This is a genomic window from Streptococcus porci DSM 23759, from assembly GCF_000423765.1.
Classification (GTDB): domain Bacteria; phylum Bacillota; class Bacilli; order Lactobacillales; family Streptococcaceae; genus Streptococcus; species Streptococcus porci.
On record NZ_AUIP01000006.1, the window covers coordinates 20,174 to 38,315 of the forward strand.

The 18,142-nt window shown below is 41.6% G+C and carries 18 protein-coding genes; 16 read left to right on the forward strand and 2 right to left on the reverse strand.

Annotated elements, in window-relative coordinates; translation table 11 throughout:
- The first annotated feature begins 85 nt into the window (after positions 1 to 85).
- The 7 genes from G576_RS0101595 (at position 86) to G576_RS0101635 (ending at position 8,750) form a co-directional block, all read left to right on the forward strand.
- Positions 86 to 931 carry a transporter substrate-binding domain-containing protein gene (locus G576_RS0101595; protein ID WP_027973076.1) on the forward strand — a complete coding sequence of 282 codons (846 nt, stop codon included), beginning with the start codon at positions 86 to 88 and terminating at the stop codon, positions 929 to 931.
- A 35-nt stretch (positions 932 to 966) separates the two neighbouring features.
- Positions 967 to 3,006, forward strand: coding sequence for an ATP-dependent DNA helicase RecG (recG, locus tag G576_RS0101600; protein WP_281168614.1), 2,040 nt, complete (start codon positions 967 to 969; stop codon positions 3,004 to 3,006).
- Positions 3,007 to 3,120: 114 nt separating this feature from the next.
- Positions 3,121 to 4,134, forward strand: a complete 1,014-nt coding sequence (locus tag G576_RS0101610; RefSeq protein WP_027973078.1) for a LacI family DNA-binding transcriptional regulator — start codon at positions 3,121 to 3,123, stop codon at positions 4,132 to 4,134.
- 148 nt (positions 4,135 to 4,282) lie between these two features.
- A complete protein-coding gene (locus tag G576_RS0101620; RefSeq protein ID WP_051177950.1) occupies positions 4,283 to 5,584 on the forward strand; it encodes an ABC transporter substrate-binding protein in 1,302 nt (433 codons plus the stop codon).
- 84 nt (positions 5,585 to 5,668) lie between these two features.
- Positions 5,669 to 6,550 carry a carbohydrate ABC transporter permease gene (locus G576_RS0101625; RefSeq protein ID WP_037618203.1) on the forward strand — a complete coding sequence of 294 codons (882 nt, stop codon included), beginning with the start codon at positions 5,669 to 5,671 and terminating at the stop codon, positions 6,548 to 6,550.
- Complete coding sequence (locus tag G576_RS0101630) at positions 6,531 to 7,385, forward strand: carbohydrate ABC transporter permease (RefSeq protein WP_027973081.1); 855 nt, start codon at positions 6,531 to 6,533, stop codon at positions 7,383 to 7,385. The genes G576_RS0101625 and G576_RS0101630 overlap by 20 nt, the downstream gene beginning before the upstream one ends.
- A gap of 3 nt (positions 7,386 to 7,388) precedes the next feature.
- Positions 7,389 to 8,750, forward strand: coding sequence for a glycoside hydrolase family 32 protein (locus G576_RS0101635; RefSeq protein ID WP_027973082.1), 1,362 nt, complete (start codon positions 7,389 to 7,391; stop codon positions 8,748 to 8,750).
- Here the strand turns inward: G576_RS0101635 and G576_RS13700 are convergent.
- Entirely contained in the window at positions 8,747 to 9,001 is a 255-nt protein-coding gene (locus G576_RS13700; protein ID WP_027973083.1) for a hypothetical protein, read from the reverse strand. The genes G576_RS0101635 and G576_RS13700 overlap by 4 nt on opposite strands.
- A gap of 205 nt (positions 9,002 to 9,206) precedes the next feature.
- Here G576_RS13700 and G576_RS0101645 point away from each other — a divergent pair, with 205 nt between their 5' ends.
- The 7 genes from G576_RS0101645 (at position 9,207) to G576_RS0101680 (ending at position 14,179) form a co-directional block, all read left to right on the forward strand.
- Complete coding sequence (locus tag G576_RS0101645; RefSeq protein ID WP_027973084.1) at positions 9,207 to 9,665, forward strand: hypothetical protein; 459 nt, start codon at positions 9,207 to 9,209, stop codon at positions 9,663 to 9,665.
- Positions 9,666 to 9,687: 22 nt separating this feature from the next.
- Positions 9,688 to 10,557 carry an ATP-binding cassette domain-containing protein gene (locus G576_RS0101650; protein ID WP_027973085.1) on the forward strand — a complete coding sequence of 290 codons (870 nt, stop codon included), beginning with the start codon at positions 9,688 to 9,690 and terminating at the stop codon, positions 10,555 to 10,557.
- Between the two features lie 13 nt (positions 10,558 to 10,570).
- The gene (locus G576_RS0101655) at positions 10,571 to 11,278 is read left to right on the forward strand and encodes an ABC transporter permease (protein WP_027973086.1); all 708 of its coding nucleotides are present in this window, start codon (positions 10,571 to 10,573) and stop codon (positions 11,276 to 11,278) included.
- A 10-nt stretch (positions 11,279 to 11,288) separates the two neighbouring features.
- On the forward strand, positions 11,289 to 11,852 hold the full coding sequence (locus G576_RS0101660; protein ID WP_027973087.1) for a hypothetical protein: 564 nt from the start codon (positions 11,289 to 11,291) through the stop codon (positions 11,850 to 11,852).
- Between the two features lie 313 nt (positions 11,853 to 12,165).
- Complete coding sequence (locus G576_RS0101670; protein ID WP_169361567.1) at positions 12,166 to 12,714, forward strand: DUF2975 domain-containing protein; 549 nt, start codon at positions 12,166 to 12,168, stop codon at positions 12,712 to 12,714.
- 12 nt (positions 12,715 to 12,726) lie between these two features.
- Positions 12,727 to 12,936, forward strand: a complete 210-nt coding sequence (locus G576_RS0101675; protein WP_027973089.1) for a helix-turn-helix domain-containing protein — start codon at positions 12,727 to 12,729, stop codon at positions 12,934 to 12,936.
- Between the two features lie 328 nt (positions 12,937 to 13,264).
- Positions 13,265 to 14,179 (forward strand): aldo/keto reductase, encoded by a 915-nt coding sequence (locus G576_RS0101680; protein WP_027973090.1) that lies wholly within the window; start codon positions 13,265 to 13,267, stop codon positions 14,177 to 14,179.
- 36 nt (positions 14,180 to 14,215) lie between these two features.
- On the opposite strand, the gene G576_RS0101685 is transcribed toward G576_RS0101680, so the two are convergent.
- A complete protein-coding gene (locus tag G576_RS0101685; RefSeq protein ID WP_027973091.1) occupies positions 14,216 to 15,181 on the reverse strand; it encodes an asparaginase in 966 nt (321 codons plus the stop codon).
- 128 nt (positions 15,182 to 15,309) lie between these two features.
- Here G576_RS0101685 and G576_RS0101690 point away from each other — a divergent pair, with 128 nt between their 5' ends.
- Positions 15,310 to 16,704 (forward strand): Cof-type HAD-IIB family hydrolase, encoded by a 1,395-nt coding sequence (locus G576_RS0101690; protein ID WP_027973092.1) that lies wholly within the window; start codon positions 15,310 to 15,312, stop codon positions 16,702 to 16,704.
- A gap of 85 nt (positions 16,705 to 16,789) precedes the next feature.
- Positions 16,790 to 18,004 (forward strand): pyridoxal phosphate-dependent aminotransferase, encoded by a 1,215-nt coding sequence (locus G576_RS0101695; protein WP_027973093.1) that lies wholly within the window; start codon positions 16,790 to 16,792, stop codon positions 18,002 to 18,004.
- Positions 18,005 to 18,142 lie beyond the last annotated feature (138 nt).

Genomic DNA, 18,142 nt, shown 5'->3' on the forward strand with positions numbered 1-18,142 from the left:
AGCCTATCGAAACGATAGGTTTTTAATATTAGTCAAAGTAGCCCTATCGTGATATCATAGTTTTATTATCTTTGGGAGGAATATCATGAAAAAATTAACCTTTGGATTTGTTGCCCTTGCCTCAGCGGTTTTGCTTGCGGCATGCGGTTCTAACGAAAAAACAGACAAGAATACGGATTCATCTGCTAGTAAGGAAAAGGTTGTTTTTGCAACAGTGGGGACAACAAAACCTTTCTCATTTGAAGCTGATGGAAATTTGACAGGTTACGATATTGAAGTGGCTAAAGCAGTTTTTGAAGGCTCTGATAAGTATGAGGTTGAATACAAAAAGACGGCTTGGTCATCCATTTTTACAGGTCTTGATGCTGGGAAATTCCAAATGGCTGGAAATAACATTTCCTACAGTGATGAGCGTGCTGAGAAATACCTTTACTCAGTTCCAACGGCCTCTAACCCTCTTGTACTTGCCGTGAATAAAAACTCTGGTATTTCAAAAATTTCAGATATCGCAGGCAAAAAGACACAGGTTGTTCAAGGAACATCAACAGCATCGATGCTTGAAAAGTACAACCAAGCGAACGCCGATAAAGCGACTGAAATTAATTACACCAACGAAGACATCACTCAAATGATGACCAGCGTTGACAGCGGAAAGTTTGATTACAAGATTTTTGAGACCCAATCCGTTAAGAAAATTATTGAAGAGCAAGGTTTCCAAAACATTGACATTATTGAATTTGACGTAGCTGATTTGGGTGCAGAGACAAACCCTTATGTCTATTTCGTCTTTGCTGATGGTCAAGAAGACCTTCAAGCTTTTGTCAACAAGCGCATTGCAGAGCTTTACGCTGATGGAACTCTCGAAAAACTGTCAAATGAGTTTCTAGGTGGTAGCTACTTGCCAGACGAAGCCGATATCAAAGCGAAATAACACACGAACAGGAAAAGCAGAACTGGGCAACCGCTCTGCTTTTTTGGTACAATAAAGACATGAAATTAACTGATTCAATCGCGGCGCTCAAGGGTTTTGGTCCCAAGTCAGCGGAGAAATTCCAGAAGCTGGGGCTTTTTACCATAGAGGATTTGCTGCTTTACTACCCATTTCGATACGAAGACTTCAAGAGTAAGTCGATTTTTGAGCTTTTAGATGGCGAAAAGGCTGTTATTACGGGCACGGTGGTTACTCCTGCTAATGTTCAGTACTATGGCTTTAAGCGTAACCGTCTGTCATTTAAAATAAAGCAGGGCGAGGCAGTCATTGCTGTCAGCTTTTTTAACCAGCCCTACCTAGCTGAAAAGATTGAACTTGGGGCAGACGTGGCTGTTTTTGGCAAATGGGAGGACAAAAAGTCTGCTTTGACAGGAATGAAAATCTTGGCTCAAGTTGACGATGACATGCAACCTGTTTATCACGTGGCTCAAGGCATCTCGCAGTCCGCACTTGTTAAAGCTATCAAAGCAGCTTTTGATAGCGGAGCTTTAGACCAGCTGGAGGAAAATTTACCAGATATTTTTCTGATGAATTATCGTTTGCTGGGACGGCGAGAAGCAGTGCGTGCCATGCATTTCCCAAGAGATTTGGCAGAGTATAAGCAGGCTCTACGTCGTATCAAGTTTGAAGAACTTTTTTATTTTCAGATGAGTTTGCAGGTCTTAAAGGCTGAAAACAAATCTGAAACAAATGGTTTGTCAATTCCATATGATGAGGAAAAATTGCTTGATAAAATCTCAGCTCTGCCATTTCCCCTAACGAAAGCTCAGAAGAGAAGTTTGACAGAAATCTTGGCGGACATGAAATCAGGTGCTCACATGAATCGACTTTTACAGGGAGATGTGGGGTCAGGAAAGACGGTCATTGCCAGTCTAGCCATGTATGCTGCCTACACGTCAGGCTACCAGTCAGCTCTTATGGTGCCTACAGAAATCTTAGCGGAGCAGCATTTTGAGAGTTTGGCTAATTTATTTCCGGAGATTAAGGTGGCTCTCTTGACTTCTGGAATGAAAGCGGCGGTCAAAAAAGCAGCACTTTCTGGCATTGCAGATGGTTCAGTGGACATGGTTGTGGGGACGCATTCGCTGATTCAGGATGCGGTCACTTACCATAATCTGGGATTAGTCATTACAGATGAGCAGCATCGCTTTGGAGTCAATCAACGTCGTTTATTCCGTGAAAAGGGTAATAATCCAGATGTTCTCATGATGACGGCTACGCCCATTCCACGGACCTTGGCTATTACGGCTTTCGGCGAAATGGATGTGTCTATCATTGATGAACTACCTGCGGGGCGCAAGCCCATTGTCACCAGATGGGTCAAGCACCAGCAGTTGGATACAGTTCTGGACTGGCTCAAGGGTGAACTTTCCAAGGGTTCTCAAGCCTACTTTATATCTCCTCTTATCGAGGAGTCTGAGGCGATGGATTTGAAAAATGCGGTGGCGCTGCATGAAGAACTGTCTGCCTATTTTGCTCAGACTGCCACGGTCGCCCTCATGCACGGTCGCATGAAAAATGAAGAAAAGGACCAAATCATGCAAGACTTCAAGGCCCGAAAGTCGCAAATTTTGGTTTCAACGACCGTCATTGAGGTTGGTGTTAATGTGCCAAATGCGACCGTCATGGTTATCATGGATGCGGATCGTTTTGGGCTTAGTCAGCTTCACCAGCTACGCGGACGTGTCGGACGTGGGGAGAAGCAATCTTACGCTATCCTTGTCGCCAACCCCAAAAATGAGGTTGGTAAAAAACGCATGACAGCCATGGTTGAGACTACAGATGGCTTTGTTCTGGCGGAAGAAGACTTAAAAATGCGAGGCTCTGGTGAGATTTTCGGCACTCGCCAGTCAGGTATCCCAGAATTTAAAACGGCAGACCTGGTTGAAGACTACCCAATTTTGGAAGAAGCCAGACGCGTCTCTACGGAAATCGTCTCTGACAAACAGTGGAAAGAGGATTTGCGTTGGGAAATTATTGTCAAAAACCTTCAGACCCAAGGGGAATTTGATTGAGGTCAATTCAGAAAACGGCAGGAAGGAACTCGACAGAGTTCTTTTTTGCCTCTTGGCAAACGTTTCCAAAAGTGATAAAATAGTGAAAACCAACATAGAGAAAGGGGTTTCCTAATGATTGCTACTAAAAAATCAGTGACGATGAAAGACGTGGCAAAGCTTGCAGGTGTCAGTGTTGGGACAGTTTCTCGCGTCATCAACGGCGAGTCTGGTATCAAAGAATTGACTTTGAGCAAGGTTAATGCAGCCATTCAAGAGCTCAATTACATTCCAGACGCTTATGCGCGAGGGATGAAGAAAAATCGTACTGAGACAGTCGCTTTAATTATTCCGACAATTTGGCATCCGTTTTTTGGGGAGTTGGCCTTTCACGTTGAGAAATTTTTAAGTGAAAAAAATTATAAGATGTTTCTCTGTAACACAGATGGTACTAAAAAAGACATTGAATACATTACCATGCTGAAACAAAATCGAGTTGATGGTATTATTGCCATCACTTACAACCCAATTGATGATTACTTAGCTTCCAACATTCCCTTCGTCAGTATTGACCGAAGCTATTCGGATAAAAATATCATCTGTATCACTTCCGATAATAAGAAAGGCGGGCGATTGGCAGCGGAAAAATTACTAGAAAAAGGTTGCCAACATTTGGCCTTTATTGGTAGTCATAACGAGACTATCAATGAGACAAAAAATCGCCGTCGTTTTTTTGAAAAGGCGGTGCGTGAATCAGGAAGACCCTGTTATATCTTAGATTTAGAGGAACCTTTTGACCATTTTGAAGAACAACTAGACGATTTCTTGGACAGCTATCCTGAAATTGATGGTATTTTTACGGTGAACGATTTTACAGCTATGGACACCATGACTGTGCTACAAAGAAGAGGTAAACGCATTCCAGAAGATATTCAAATTATTGGTTATGATGGTATTCGCTACGCCTCCAATAAGCCTTATCCATTATCTACTATTAAACAACCCTTGCCCGAAATGGCTCAGGTAGCAGTGGATATTTTGCTAGCTATTATTGAAAAACAGCCCCATGACCAAGAAACGATTCTGCCAATTTCTTATATAGAGGGTGCTACCACAAAAAAATTTAAAAAAAAGAATAATAACGCTTGACAGAAAACGTTTACAATGATACAATTCTTTTGTAAATAAATCAATGCATTTTTATTTCAAATAAAAATGAAACGTTTCAAAGGTTTTTGGGAAGCAAAGACCTTCTTCTCAAAAAATAAAAATGAAACGTTTCAAAAAGGAGGAAAAGATGAAAATCTTTAAAAAATCAACAATTGCTGTCGCTCTCTTTTCTGCGGTAGTTTTGACTGCCTGTGGACAGGGTGGAGGTAATAAAACCGCCGATTCTGGTGATAAAAATACCGTTACCTTATGGGTGCAATATTCAGAGGAATCTGCAGAAGGACAAGTGATGTCACAATCCATTAAGGATTTCAATGAAAGTAATGGTAAAGGCTATACAGCTAAAGTTGAGTATATTCCTCGTAGCGGTTCTGGTGGTGGTTATGAGGATAAGGTAAATGCAGCCTTAACAACCAATACTCTGCCGGATGTACTGACTTTGGACGGACCAAACACAGCTGCATATGCAAAATCAGGAATTATTGCTCCGATTGACGATTACGTAACTAACAAAGATGATCTTCTACCAAGTATTATTGAAGAAGGGACATATGACGGTAAGTTGTATTCACTTGGATATTCAGAATCAGGGGTAGGTATCTTCTATAATAAAAAAATGTTGGAAGAAGCAGGAGTTGATTTAACAACCCTACCAACAGTTGATAATCCGTGGACCTACGAGCAATACAATAAGCTTTTTGAAACACTAACGAAAAAATACAACAAACCAGCCATTGATGTCGGTTTTGATGACCATTCAGAATGGTTAATGTATGCTTTCACACCATTTGTATGGTCATCAGGTGGAGGTGTTGTTAGTGAAGATGGTAAAACGGCATCAGGAACTTTCGATAATGCTGGGTCCGTTGAAGCATTTACCTTTATACAAGGACTGATTAAAAACGGCTATTCTACTATTACTCCAGAGAAAAATGGTTTCCAAACAGGTGTGTATCCGTTGAAAATGACAGGTTCTTGGACAATGCAAGAAATGGATTCACAATATACTGATATCGAATACGGAGTCCTACCATTACCAATGTCTCCAACAACGAAAAAATTGGTTTCTCCAACTGGTAGCTGGGCATACGGAATGAGTGCAACAACTACTAAGAAAGAGGCTGCTGGAGCATTGATTGATTTCCTTGGTTCAGAGCAGGAAGTGTATGATATGAGTGTCGGTAACTCAGTCTTGCCATCTAGAAAATCAACATCTGATCGTTTGGCTTCAGAAGTATCTGAACAGATGAAAGTTCTATTGGAACAAAATGCTAAGACAGGTCATGCGCGTCCAGTTTTGGTAAATTACCCACAAGTAAGCCGAATTGTACAAAATACAGTGACAGAAGTAACCTATGTCGACCAAAATGCAGATGTGAAAGCTTTGCTTGAGCAAAAAGCTAAAGAAATCGACCCGCTTTTGCCATAAGAGCACGTCTGTCAATAATGGGCTGTCTAGCGCAGAATATCTGAGTATAGACAGTCCATATTGTTTTAAATAAGGAGCAATTTTATGAAAGCAAAGACAAAAGAATCAGTAATGGGTTATCTCTTTTTGTCACCTGCGATGATTATCTTGGGGTTATTCCTATTTTTACCAACTCTGTTATCTATTTATTATGCCTTTACCAACTATTACTTACTGACACCTGATGCGACGACATTTATTGGATTGGATAATTTTAAAAAATTATTCTCAGATCCCCTGTTTATGCAAAGTTTGAAAAATATTGGCCAATTTGTGATTTTTATCATTCCTATTCAGCTCGGCTTGGCTCTGGGGCTTGCCTTGCTGGTAAATAACAAACGGAAATCAACCATTTTTTTCAAAGTTGCCTTTTTCGCCCCTGTTGTTATGTCGCTGGTTGTTGTGTCAGTTTTGTGGCTTGTTTTGCTAAACCCATCCAGTGGACTTATCAACTCTGTTCTGAATGCCATTGGAATTGAGTCACAACCATTTTTGACAAGCCCTAAACAAGCCATGTTTGTGATTATCGCAGTATCCGCTTGGCAAGGGGCGGGATACCAGATGTTGATTTTCTTGGCAGGTTTGCAAAATATTCCATCTTCTCTGTATGAAGCAGCAAGTATTGATGGTGCTGGAAAGTGGCGACAATTCATCAGTATCACCTTGCCTATGTTGAAACCAACTTCTATTTTGATTTTAACAACAACTTTAATCGATGCCTTTAAACTGGTTATCCAACCTATGGTTATGACCCAAGGTGGTCCACTTAATTCAACCCTGACACCTGTTTACTACATTTATCGAACAGGTTTCACTGATCGGATGGTTGGCTATGCAAGTTCCATTACCGTTATCTTTGGGGCAATCATCATTATCTTTACACTAATTCAACGAAAATTAACAGGAGATGAGGGCTATCATGAATAAAAAAGCACATAAAGTATTGTATTTTATCTTAACCTTGCTTTTAGCACTTCTATTCATTTTTCCTTTGGTATGGATGGTGGCATCATCAATGAAAAGTGAGCAGGCTGTCTTTGAGGAGCTAGGTACTTGGAAATCATTTTTACCATCTTTTAACCCTAGTGACTGGTTTAAACCTTATCAAGAAATTTCAAGTCGTTTTAACCTTTTTCAATATATCGGAAATAGTATTTTCTATGCAACTTGCGTAACTTCTGGATCAATTCTGGTTAATTCTTTAGCAGGCTATGCTTTTGCAAAATTTGAGTTTAAAGGAAAAAAATTGCTGTTTGCTCTAATGCTGGCTCTTTTAGTTATTCCGGCTGAGACTATTATGATTACCAAATTTTCCATCGTGCAAAAGCTGGGTATCTTGAATACGCGATTGGCCGTTATCTTACCCGCCCTTTCTGCACCACTATTTATTTACATGTTTAGGCAGTTTTTCAAAGCGGTGTCAGATGAAATCTTAGAAGCAGCAAGAATTGAAGGAGCTTCGCATTTTAGAATTTTTTGGAATATTATGCTTCCTTTGTCTAAGCCAGCGATTGCTACTGTTGGGACACTGTCCTTTATTGGTAGCTGGAATGACTATATTTGGCCATTGATGGTTTTGACAAATACCAGTGATTTTCCACTCCAAGTAGCCATTACTAATATTAATAATACTCAGCCTACATATACTAATCAGATTATGGCAATGTTGACCATTTCAACAATTCCTCTGATTGTGATTTATGTTTTCTTCCAAAAATATCTAGTTCAGGGTCTTGGAAGTACTGGAACGGGGGTAAAATAAACTATGACAACATATACAGTTGATCGTGCGAACAGATACATTGCTGAGCATAAGGATCAGGTCAACCAGACCTTTAAACCGGAAAAACATTTTTCTGCTGAGATTGGATGGATTAATGATCCTAATGGTTTTGTTTTTTTCCAAGGCGAATATCATCTCTTTTATCAATTTTACCCATATGGTAGTTTTTGGGGGCCTATGCACTGGGGACATGCTAAATCGAAGGATTTAGTGATTTGGGAACATCTGCCAGTCGCCTTGGCACCTGATATGCCTTATGATAAAGATGGCTGTTTCTCAGGCTCTGCCCTTGTCAAAGACGATACTCTATGGATTATGTACACGGGTAATGTCGTAGCTGAAGATGGATCCGTGCAGCAGGTTCAAAACATGGCCTATTCCAAGGACGGTGTGGCCTTTACCAAAATTGCGGAAAATCCAGTTGCGACTGGGGCTTGTTTACCAGATGAGCTGATTGCTTCGGATTTCCGTGATCCTAAATTATTTGAAAAAGATGGTCGTTATTATGCGGTGGTGGCTGCTAAACACAAGGAAGATGTAGGCACCGTTGTTCTTTTAGGGTCAGAGGACTTGCGTAAGTGGGAGTTTGAATCCATTTTCTTAAAAGGTCTTCCGGGTCAAGGCGTTATGTGGGAATGCCCAGACTATTTTATGCTAGATGGCAAGGATATGATTATTGTATCACCCATGCGATTTGAGCGTACTAAATACAACTACCGTAATCTCAATTCTAGTGTTATGATTGTGGGGCAGGTTGACTGGGAGAGTAAAACATTCCAGGCAGAAGAAATTCGTGAACTTGATCATGGACATGATTTTTATGCCCCGCAGAGCTTACAGGATGAAGTGGGACGTAGAATTATCATTGCTTGGATTCATTCTTGGGGGCGCAATTTGCCACCCCATGATTTAAACCACGGTTGGGCTGGAAGCATGAGTCTGCCCCGCCAATTGCAATATGTTGACGGCACACTTGTACAAAAGCTCTTGCCAGAAAGTTTGGAGGCTTTGGAGCACCTAACTTTGGATTCCAATGTGGTATCGGGTTATCTGGAGGTGTCTGTTACAGACAGTTGCCATTTCCGTTTCGGGACTGATGAGGACTACATCACCTTTGGTGTTGATAAGGAGGAGGGCGTCGTTTACATTGACCGCAGAGGACTGAGATATCAGCCAATTGGTGAGGAATCTTGGGATATGCGTCGTCGTGCAGTGGAAATAGATGCTCATAAGTTATTGGTTGTTTTAGATAAAAATTCCATCGAAATTTTTGTCAACAATGGTCAAGAGAGCCTAACCAGTGCTTTTTATATCGAGGGAAGCAAGCAAATCACTCAACTCTAGTCTAGGAGCATAGAAGTCAGATAATAGTAGAGTAAGAAATGATCGTTTGTCAAAGTAAAGCGATTGAATAAGAAGACTAAGAGGAAGTAAAAGCGACTAGCTGGCACTTCCTTTTTTTTGTCAAAAATGAAAAAGGTGATTTTATGGGAGAAAGCAGGGCAGAGATTGAATTTGATTTGATAAATCAAGCGATGTTTACTGTGATTGACTAGCCGTTCATCATTTAAGCGAAGTCCACTAGACCTTTTCAAAGCAAAGGTTTGGTGGTTTTTGTTTAGAAAAATAAAAAATTTATCGAAAAATGATAAAAATATGTTGACAAAGGAGTTTTTCTGTTATATCATAATAATATCGAAAGACGATAAAAAATGATTTCAAAACAACGATTCGTCGTCGAAAAATAGAAAAAGTTAAGAGCTCAGCTTTTTCAAAAAAAAATAATAAAGGAAAAATACAATGAAAACTATCAAATCACTCACAAACATCCTCCTCTCAGTTGCTATCTTTATCCTTGGTCTGCAAGTTCTTCTAGCTCTTATCGTGACTTTTGTTCCAACTTGGTACATAGCAGAGCTACAAAATGCGGACATTCTGGTGACAGGTCAGATTGGTCTAGTTAGTCTGTCAGTTCTTCTTATTCACAATTTTCTCTGGATACTGGGTCTTAGCAAGGTCAAAACGTTTGTCAAAAATTTCCAAGTGTCAGATCTAATGACGCAAGCATTTGCTAATACCCTGAAAAAAGCAGGTCTCTTTGTCCTAGTTACAGAACTTTTTTCAAGCTACTTAGCGACAATTCAGGCACCAGAAGGAACTTATCTCATTAGCGTTAAACACGGTGTTTACTTGATCATTGCAGGTTTTGCCTGCGACTATGCTAACCGTTACATGTTAAAAAAAGGTCTAAGCCTTTAAAAGAGGACCAAAGGAGCTTATCATGCAAAATTTACTAACCATTAACAATATCAGCAAACGCTATGGCAAACAAAAAGCACTTGATGAGGTCAGCTTCTCCATCAAAAAAGGAGAAATTCTGGGACTGGTCGGTCAAAATGGTGCGGGAAAAACAACCTTGATTAGGGTTTTGATCGGGCTAATTGCTAAAGATCAGGGTGAGATTATCCGAAATCCAGATGACAAGATCGGTGCTATCATTGAATCGCCAGTCCTCTATCCAAACATGTCAGCCCAGGACAATCTGACCTATGCTGCTCTGCAAATTGGCATCAAGAATAAAGAAAAGCGTATCGCTCAAGTCCTGAAGCTAGTTGGGCTTTCTGACGTTGACAAGAAGAAAAAGGTCAAGGATTTTTCGTTGGGCATGCGTCAGCGCATGGCGATTGCCCTAGCTATTCTGGATTTTCCGGATTTTCTCATTTTGGATGAGCCAATCAACGGTCTAGATCCGTCCGGAATTAAAGAAATGCGGGAGATTATCCATAATTTGCGTGACACATATGGCATGACGATTCTGATTTCTAGCCATATCTTGTCTGAGCTGGAGTTGGTTGTTGACCGTTTTGTCATCATGCACAAGGGGCGTATTATTAAGGACATTGACAAGTCTGCTCTCCGGGCTCAGGTGGAGGAGAGGATTTATCTTTCGACTGTGGATAATAAGCAGGCGTATCAAGTTCTAAGTGACTTGGGCTTAGCACCGCTTTTCCAAGGGGACAAGCTTCTCCTATCACCAGATACATCTGTACAGGAAATCATCCTCTACCTCTTAGAGAAAAAGATTGACATCACAGACATTTACCATGCGGGCGGTCATTTTGAAGACTACTACTTGAGTTTGTTAGACTAGAAAGAAGGGTATCATGTTACATTACTTAAAAGCTGATTTTTATCGTATTCGTAAGGAGCGTCTCTCGCTAATCTCAATTCTTTTACTGATGGTTTTTGGAACGCTTTTTGCCTACATTTACCGTGGAAATCGTTCGAGTCAAGTGGCAACAAGTCTTGTTATGGCTTGGCCGACCTTGCTTCCACTCTTTTTCGTCACGCCAGCCAAGATTTTCTTAGGAGAGGACATGACCAACCGCACCATCAATAATCTCCTCATCAAAAGTCAAAATCGATTTAAGATTTTTGCCTACAAGTGGGGAATGACGGTAGTTACATCTTGGTTCTATATCCTTGTTGCTCTGGGAATGACAGGGCTTGTTCACCAACTTTTGACAGGTGTGTCCTCCTATCAGACTATGCTGACTTATGTTCTTTATCAGTTGCCCCTTTACACAGTCATTGCTAGTCTCTGTGCTTTTATCTTTGCATTCTTTGACCGTATCTACCAGTCTTACATGGTTTACATCATTCTTGTCTTGCTCTTCGACCAACTGGCTAGTCTGATGATGGGAATGCTCTTTAAGACGGATGCTCTAGCTCCTTATATGATGTTTAATCAGTTGAGTCAGGTTGATATTTCTGGTGACTTTTTAACTAATACGAGTTTGGTTGCCCTGCTTTTCACCCTGATTTATGCTTTTGTCGGGTATTTGCTCTTTGAGAAACGTGAATTTAAATAAGGAGATTGAGATGAAAAAGAAGATTTTGTTTGGCTTTTTAACACTTGTAGTATTGGGTCTTGCTGGTCTTGTCTGGCTTGGAGTTCAGAACGATAAGGCTGATGTGGTCTATGATAAGATCTTAACCGTGCCTGCACAAGCCATAAAGGTTTTAAGGCTTTCTAGTTTGGAACAGCCTGCCAAAGTGATTGTTAGAGAAAGCGAACAGGCTGAAACGACGGTTCACATTAGTGGCCAAGTGTCGAAAAACAATATTGATGCCATGGAGGAACAATTTGGCATTGATGATGAGGGAGATTTGTTAATTTCCTTTGTTAAGGGTGGGTTCAGCGTGATAGTCATGGGGGAGAAACCAACCGTGACTATTGAGATTAATCTGGCTAAGGGCGTCAGCTTTGAAGATTTTTCTTACTTTAGTAGCAATGGCGGAGCGGACATCAGCTTACCAGCTAGTTTTGACGGCATTTTCCAAGTAAAAGGAGGGAAGATATCCAAACCCGAGGACGGAATCAACCAGAATCGTCAGGCAAAAATTGAAACGCAAAAAGGGGATATTTCCATCACTTTGAATTAGAAAAGAAGAGATAAAAAGCGGGCTATTCAGGATTTTTAGTAGGGATCTTTGTTGAGATGGGATTTGCCTTTGAAAATAGCTTTGACACAGATAAAACCAAGATAGTCGTTAATAATTATGGTGGTGATATTATCGTCGAAAAATAAAAAGTTGCCCTCAGTCAATAAAGTGCGTATAATAAGAGTATCACAGACAAAAACTGACGAAAGCAAAGGAGTAAATCATGCAAGTGAATTTTTATCTTTCATTATTGCTAATCTTGATCATTTTCCTCTTTTTAGCATGGTGTTTTCTGAAAGCTAGGAAAAAGCCATTGACAAAACGTGAATTTGGCTATCTGCGCTGGGTCATTTATCTGGTTAATCTTTTGATTTTCAGTTTAGCACTGGGTGTGATAGGGGGTATCTTTCATCTTATCATCTCCTATTTTGGCGGTGCTGAATGGCTGACACAGCTGATGACAGAGAGCGAAACTGGCTTTAGTCTGACCTTTACTTTGGATAAAACAGCCTACATCAGCTCCGGTATTCGGCTAATCAATGCAGTGGCTGCTCTGGGGCTCTTGATTTGCATGCGAGCCTTTATGAAAAATATTCTAAACGAAGAAATTTTTATCTTTAAAAATGTGCGCTTAGCTCGTCTGTCAACTCTTTTCCTGCTTCTGGGGTCCTTGATTCGTGAGGGATCAGACACTTCTGGTTTGGTGCTAAGCAACAAGTTTGCAGATGGGGAAGCAGTGCGCTCTTTTACCTACAGTTTCTTCAGTCTTAACTACTTGCTAGCGGCCGTCCTTGTTTGGACCCTTTCCATTATTTTGGAAAAAGCTGTCGCTATTGCCGATGAAAATGAATTTACCATTTAGGGAGGGCAGATTATGATTATTGTCAACCTAGATGTGGAATTAGCCAAAAAAAAGATGCGCTCGGGTGAATTGGCTGAAAAAATCGGAATTACCAATGCCAATCTTTCCATCCTAAAAACAGGTAAGGCAAAAGCCATCCGTTTTTCAACCCTAGACGCCATCTGTCGTGAACTGGGCTGCCAACCAGGCGATATACTGGAATTCAGACCCGACCAAGATTAAAACAAAACAAAAGAAAAGAGCGGAAAATCCTTCCAGAGCGAAGCGAGCTTTGTCACCACTCTACGGTGTTGACAACTGCATAAAGCAGCCTATGCAGTTTGGAAGTTGTGAGACTTAGGGGCAGAACTTAGCCATGACATGCGATCAAAACACCGATGGTATCCGCCACCACCTCACCTAAGGAAGCGGTAAATGTAGATGGCCTTAGAGCGAGAAATCGCTCTTTTTGTTGTTAAAGCAAGAAAACGTTTTCTAGAAATGGTATAATGGGTTTCATGACATTATGAACGGAGAACTAGTTGCTTCTCCAAGGAAAAGGAGATATCACATGTTACAAACAATCGGTCAAACAGATATTGAGGGGTCACGCATAGCCCTTGGTTGCATGCGAATGGCTGGTCTGGACATCAAAGAGGCTGAAAAAGTTATCGCGACCAGTTTGGAGGAAGGGATAAACTTTATCGACCACGCTGATATTTATGGGGGAGGGCAGTCTGAGGAGCGTTTTCGTGATGCAGTGAAAAATCTTGGTCTGGCGCGTGAAAAGCTGATTTTACAGTCCAAGTGTGGAATTCAGCGAGGCTACTTTGATTTTTCAAAAGAGCACATTTTGACTTCTGTGGACGGTATTTTATCTCGTCTGGGGACCGATTATCTAGATTTTCTGGTCTTGCATCGTCCTGATATTCTGATTGAACCTGAAGAAGTTGCGGAAGCTTTTACCCAACTCAAAAAGGCAGGAAAGGTCAAACATTTTGGTGTTAGCAATCAAAACCGTTACCAAATGGAGCTTTTGCAGAGTTATCTGGCGGAGCCCTTGGCGGTTAATCAGCTTCAACTGTCGCCTGCCCACACGCCAATGTTTGATTTTGGGGTCAATGTCAATATGAAAAATGAGGCCGCCACCAATCGTGACTCTGGTATTGTTGATTATTGTCGCCTAAATAAGGTAACCATCCAAGCCTGGTCGCCTTTCCAAATAGACCTCGGGAAGGGACTTTTTTCTGGCAATCCCGGCTATGCCACCCTCAATGCCACCATCAGTAAATACGCCCTGCAATACGGCGTGTCCGATGAGGCTATTGTCATCGCTTGGATTCTTCGTCACCCAGCAAAAATGCAGGCCATTATCGGTTCCATGAACCCTGATCGTATCCGTAAGATTGCTCAGGCTGAGAAAGTGACTCTGACTCGCCCAGAGTGGTATGATATTTATATCAGTGCAGGGAATGTTTTACCATAGAAACAAAAAGCGCCTCAATCTGAGACGCTTTTCATCTTATCCCTCAATATAATCGACCAAATCTTGGCCAACAAGTCCTGCATTCAAAGCGATGAGGAGTTTGAGTCTGGCTTTGGGAGCATTGAGTTCTTTGATGAACATGACTCCCATTTCATGCAAGGTAATGCCACCTCCCTCGTAGGCGTAGACGGGCTCAGCAATACCGTTGAAGCAACGAGATACCAAAACGACAGGGACACCTTTTTCAATAAGCCTTTTGAGTTCCAAAGCAGCGCTAGGTGGAACATTTCCAGCTCCTAACGCTTCGATGACAACCCCATCGACATTGTCAGGGCTAAGCAGGCTAATAATTGACCCGTCTCCCATGCCAGCGTAGGCCTTAATAATAGGAATCGTGCCAGAAATCTCTTCCAGGTCAAAACGTACCCGAGGGTCGGCCGTCTTAAAAAAGAGAATATCTTGCTTCATGATGACACCTAGAGGTCCATGAATGGGCGTCTGAAAGGTGGAAACGTTGGTAGTGTGGGTCTTTGTCACATATTTGGCAGCGTGAATTTCATCATTCATGACAACCAAAACGCCTTTGTCAGCTGCTTTGTTGTGACTGGCAACACGAAGGGCGGAAAGATAGTTGTAGATGCCGTCACTCCCTAATTCATTTGATGACCTCATGGCGCCGGTCAATACGATTGGGATTTGAGGCACAGCCATTGTATCCAAAAAATAAGCGGTCTCTTCAAGTGTGTCTGTCCCGTGCGTGATGACAATGCCGTCGTAAAGCCCAGCAGTATCACGGATTTTGTGATAAAGAGCCAGCATGTGGCCGGGCTTGATATGTGGACTTGGAAGATTAAAAAAATCAAGACTGTCAATTTTAATGTCAGGAAAATCAAGACCAACCGTAGTCATTGGATTGACCTCATTTGGAGAGACACTCCCTGATTCGTCTGCAGTCATGGAAATAGTGCCCCCTGTATGGAGAACTAGGATTTTTTTAGACATGAATGAAAATGCCTTTCTGAAAATATGATATAATTATTGTAACATATTTTGGCGCAATTCTTTTTGGGACTTTTAATGGTCAGGAAAGCCTCGCTCAGATAAGCGCTATAACTTAGAAAGGAGCTTCTATGGCAATCAAAGCTGTATTTTTCGATATTGATGGCACGCTGGTGAATGATATGAAAAAGGTTCAGCGGTCTACACAAAAGGCTATTACTGAGATGAAAAAGCAGGGGATTTTAGTCGGACTTGCTACTGGTCGTGGGCCAGGTTTTGTCGCTCCTTTCATGGAGAATTTAGGATTGGATTTTGCGGTGACCTATAATGGTCAGTACATCATCACCCGTGATAAGATTCTCTATCAAAACCAACTGCCTAAGTCGCTTATTTATAAGGCTATTAAGTTTGCTTCAGCCAAGCGAATGGAAATTTCTCTGGGTTCAGCGGATGGGCTTTTGGGTTCAAATATTATCAATATGGGGACAAGTCCAGTCGGTCAGCTTATTAGTGCTTTGGTTCCCAAAAAATGGACTAAATCCGTTGAGCGGAGTTTTAAACATTTGGTGCGTCGCTTTAAACCGCAGAACAGTCAGTATTTGATGACGATGATGCGCCAACCGGTTTATCAAATTGTACTGATTACGACCAAAACTCAAGTTTTAAAAGATGAATTTCCGACCGCAACGGTTACGCGGAGTAGCCCTTACTCAGCAGATATGATTTCAAAAGATCAGTCTAAACTTAAAGGAATTGCCCGAGTTGGTGAAGTCTTTGGCTTTGAACTGTCTGAAGTCATGGCCTTTGGCGATTCGGATAATGACATGGAGATGCTATCAGGCGTCGGTGTAGCGGTAGCTATGGGTAATGCCAAAGAAGAACTCAAAAAGATTGCCCATTACATCACAGAGACCAACAATAAGGATGGTATCGCGCAGGCTCTGGCCCACTTTGGACTGATTCATGTCGAACAAGAAAAGATTTTTGGCAGTCGGGACGACAATTTCAACCGCGTCAAGGATTTCCACCAATGTATGGATGGTCAAACTTGTGAGATGCCTCGAATCTATGATTTGGAGGAAGCGGGGCACCGCGCAGATTTCAAGGTAGAAGAAATTGTAGAATTTCTTTACGCAGCGAGTGCTGGCAATCCCAAAACCTTTAAAAAAGCTGTGGAAAATCTTCACCAAGCATTGGATAAAGCAGTTTTCAAAATTGAGAACAAAAATGAAGCTGTGGAAAACCTCTTGGTCGCTCAAGTTGACGCTTTAACGGATATGCTTTACTTAACCTATGGCTCATTTGTGCTTATGGGGGTTGACCCCAAACCCATCTTTGACACCGTGCATGAATCTAATATGGGGAAAATTTTTCCTGATGGAAAGGCGCATTTTGACCCTATTACTCATAAAATCCTAAAGCCAGATGACTGGGAAAAACACTTTGCTCCTGAGCCTGCCATCAAGCGAGAATTAGACAGACAAATTCAAAAAGCAAAAATGAAACAAAGCCAGAAAGAGAAGTAACCGTCTCTTTCTTTTCTTTTAAAACCATTTGCGCTATAATAGTGGACGTGACAGAAAGGGGAGCAAAAAGCTCTGGTATCTGAAAATGAAACAATTCAACAAATCATCAAAACTTGAACATGTTGCCTATGATATACGTGGTCCTATTTTGGACGAAGCGGAGCGTATGATTGCTAATGGCGAAAAAATTCTTCGCCTCAACACGGGAAACCCAGCAGAATTTGGCTTCACAGCGCCAGATGAAGTTATCCGTGACCTGATTATCAATGCCAGAAACAGCGAAGGCTATTCTAACAGTAAAGGCATTTTCTCTGCCCGTAAGGCTATCATGCAGTATTGCCAAACCAAGGGCATCCAAGGTGTTGACATTGACGATATTTACATTGGGAATGGCGTTTCTGAGATGATTTCCATCTCCCTGCAGGCGCTTTTGGATAACGGGGACGAGGTTCTGGTGCCAATGCCCGACTACCCACTTTGGACGGCCTGTGTCAGCCTTGCTGGGGGAAATGCGGTGCATTACCTGTGCGACGAATCAGCAAACTGGTATCCAGATATTGACGACATCAAGTCTAAAATCACCTCAAACACCAAAGCGATTGTCATTATCAACCCTAACAACCCAACTGGAGCCCTCTATCCACGTGAAATCTTGGAAGAAATCGTTGAGGTTGCCCGCCAAAATGACTTGATTATTTTTGCCGACGAAATTTACGATCGTATGGTCATGGATGAGAAAAAACACACTGCCATAGCAAGCTTAGCTCCAGACGTCTTCTGTGTATCTATGAATGGCTTGTCAAAATCTCACCGCATCTGTGGCTTCCGTGTAGGCTGGATGGTCTTGTCAGGACCAAAACAACATGTTAAAGGCTACATCGAGGGTCTCAACATGTTGTCAAACATGCGCCTTTGTTCAAATGTATTGGCCCAGCATGTGGTACAAACCTCTCTTGGTGGCTATCAATCAGTTGATGAACTCTTAATCCCTGGTGGACGCCTTTATGAGCAACGCGATTTTATCACCAAGGCGGTTAATGATATTCCGGGACTGTCAGCTGTTAAGCCAGAGGCGGGGCTTTACATTTTCCCTAAAATTGACCGTAATATGTACCGTATCGATGATGACGAAGAATTCTGCTTGCAGCTCTTGAAGCAGGAAAAAGTCATGTTGGTGCCAGGTAAAGGATTTAACTGGAAAGAGCCAGATCATTTTCGCATCGTTTACCTGCCACGTATAGAAGAGTTAGCAACCTTACAAACCAAGCTGACTCGAGTCCTCAATCAGTATAAACGTTAAATGACTAGTAGTTAAAGGCTGGGATAGAAATCCTAGCCTTTTGACGTTATTTCAGGTAGGTGCTTTGGGGCAGTGATTTTTGCCTCTCTCCCTTTTTATTTGCTTTTATGTTTACAATTTCTAATAAAAGTTTATAAT